The organism is Rhodococcus sp. CX, assembly GCF_015865005.1.
Lineage (GTDB): Bacteria > Actinomycetota > Actinomycetes > Mycobacteriales > Mycobacteriaceae > Rhodococcus.
Map to the genome: position 1 here is coordinate 38,032 of NZ_JADZGH010000178.1, position 1,601 is coordinate 39,632.

Genomic DNA, 1,601 nt, shown 5'->3' on the forward strand with positions numbered 1-1,601 from the left:
TGCGTCCGGGCGACACGTTCGAGATCGGCGAGGTGACCGTCCGCGGCACGGGCGGCCGGCACGCCGTCATCCATCCGGATCTGCCGGTCATCGACAACACCGCGTTCCTGCTCGGCGACGACGAGAACCCGTCCCGGCTGCTGCATCCCGGTGACTCGCTGTACATCCCGCACGAGCGCGTCGACGTCCTCGCACTCCCGTCCGCGGCGCCGTGGCTGAAGATCTGGGAGGCAGTCGATTACCTGCGCGCGGTGAATCCGCGGGTCGCCGTCCCGATCCACCAGGCCATCATCGCCGAGCAGGCCAACGGCATCTTCTACGGTCGCTACAGCGAAATGGCGCCGGAGGGAACGGAATTCCGCGTCCTGCCGCACGAATCCGACATCGAGGTCTAGGACACCGCGACCGTGGCGCGCCGGTAGGTGCCGTTTCCCGCCGCGTCCGCGAGGACGTTCCCCACGTCGCGGCGGGAAACATGCCACCTCGAGATCGCGCCGTCGACCGCGGCCGTGGCGGTGCCGTCGGCGGGTTCGTCGGTGAGGTTCACCGGCTGTACGACGGTCCAGTCGAGACCGCTGTCCCGCACGAGACCGTCCTGGACCTCGGTGTCGGCGATCCGGGGTCCGAGCAGGAGCTTGAACATCAGGCTGTACCGCAGGGGCAGCCTGCCCCGCGTCTCCCCCACGCCGTACGACGTCTGCACCACGAGCCGGGGCACACCGTGGCGGCGCATCGCGTCGATCACGTTGCGCGTTCCCCGCGAGCGCACGTCGAGAGGGGTGTGGGCCGGTCCGCGTGCCCGGACTCGCAGCGGGTTCTCGCTGATACCGAGCGTGACGACGACCGCGTCGTGGCCCTGCACGGCAGCGTCGACGTCCTCGGGTCGCGTCGCATCACCGCGTCGGACGGATTCGCGCGGGCGTTCAAGCGGGTCACGGGCGTCTCACCCGGATCGATGCGACGCCCGGCTGCTGCGGAAACCTAGCGGGCCGCGGCTCGACCCGCGGCGCGCCCGGAGAAGATGCAGCCGCCGAGGAACGTACCTTCCAGCGAGCGGTAGCCGTGCACGCCACCGCCGCCGAACCCGGCGACCTCCCCGGCGGCGAACAGGCCGTCGAACACGCTGCCGTCGGATCGCAGGACCCGCGACGACAGGTCGGTTTCGAGACCGCCGAGGGTCTTGCGGGTGAGCAGATGCAGCTTCACCGCGATGAGCGGTCCGGCCTTCGGGTCGAGAATGCGGTGCGGCGCCGCGATCCGCGCGATCTTGTCGGGCAGGTAGGCGCGTGCCGCGCGCATCGCCGCGACCTGCAGGTCCTTGGTGTACTTGTTGGCGATCTCGCGGTCGCGAGCCTCGACCACCGACCGCACCGTCGCGTAGTCGAGCGGGGCTTCGGGTGCCAGTTCGTTCATGCCGGCGACGAGGTCTGCGAGGTTGTCTCGCACCACGAAGTCGACGCCGCGCTGCTTGAACGCTTCGACCGGTCCGGGCGCGCCGGATCGGACGCGCTGCAGCAGCAGTTTGATGTTGCGACCGGTCAGGTCCGGGTTCTGTTCGGATCCGGACAGGCCGAATTCCTTCTCGATGATCTTCTGGTCGA

The 1,601-nt window shown here is 69.6% G+C and carries 2 protein-coding genes and 1 pseudogene; 1 reads left to right on the forward strand and 2 read right to left on the reverse strand.

What is annotated here, in order from left to right; translation table 11 throughout:
- A partial coding sequence (locus I0Q12_RS33230; RefSeq protein WP_231610981.1) for an MBL fold metallo-hydrolase occupies positions 1–395 on the forward strand: 395 nt, incomplete at its 5' end.
- Here I0Q12_RS33230 and I0Q12_RS18710 read toward each other — a convergent pair.
- Together I0Q12_RS18710 and I0Q12_RS33235 are read right to left on the reverse strand one after the other, a co-directional pair.
- Positions 392–913: pseudogene (locus I0Q12_RS18710) on the reverse strand (NAD(P)-dependent oxidoreductase); the annotation flags it as partial. The gene I0Q12_RS33230 and the pseudogene I0Q12_RS18710 sit on opposite strands and share 4 nt — an antisense overlap.
- A gap of 68 nt (positions 914–981) precedes the next feature.
- Positions 982–1,601, reverse strand: a 620-nt coding sequence (locus tag I0Q12_RS33235) for an FAD-binding protein (protein WP_231610982.1), incomplete at its 5' end; no start/stop codon positions are given.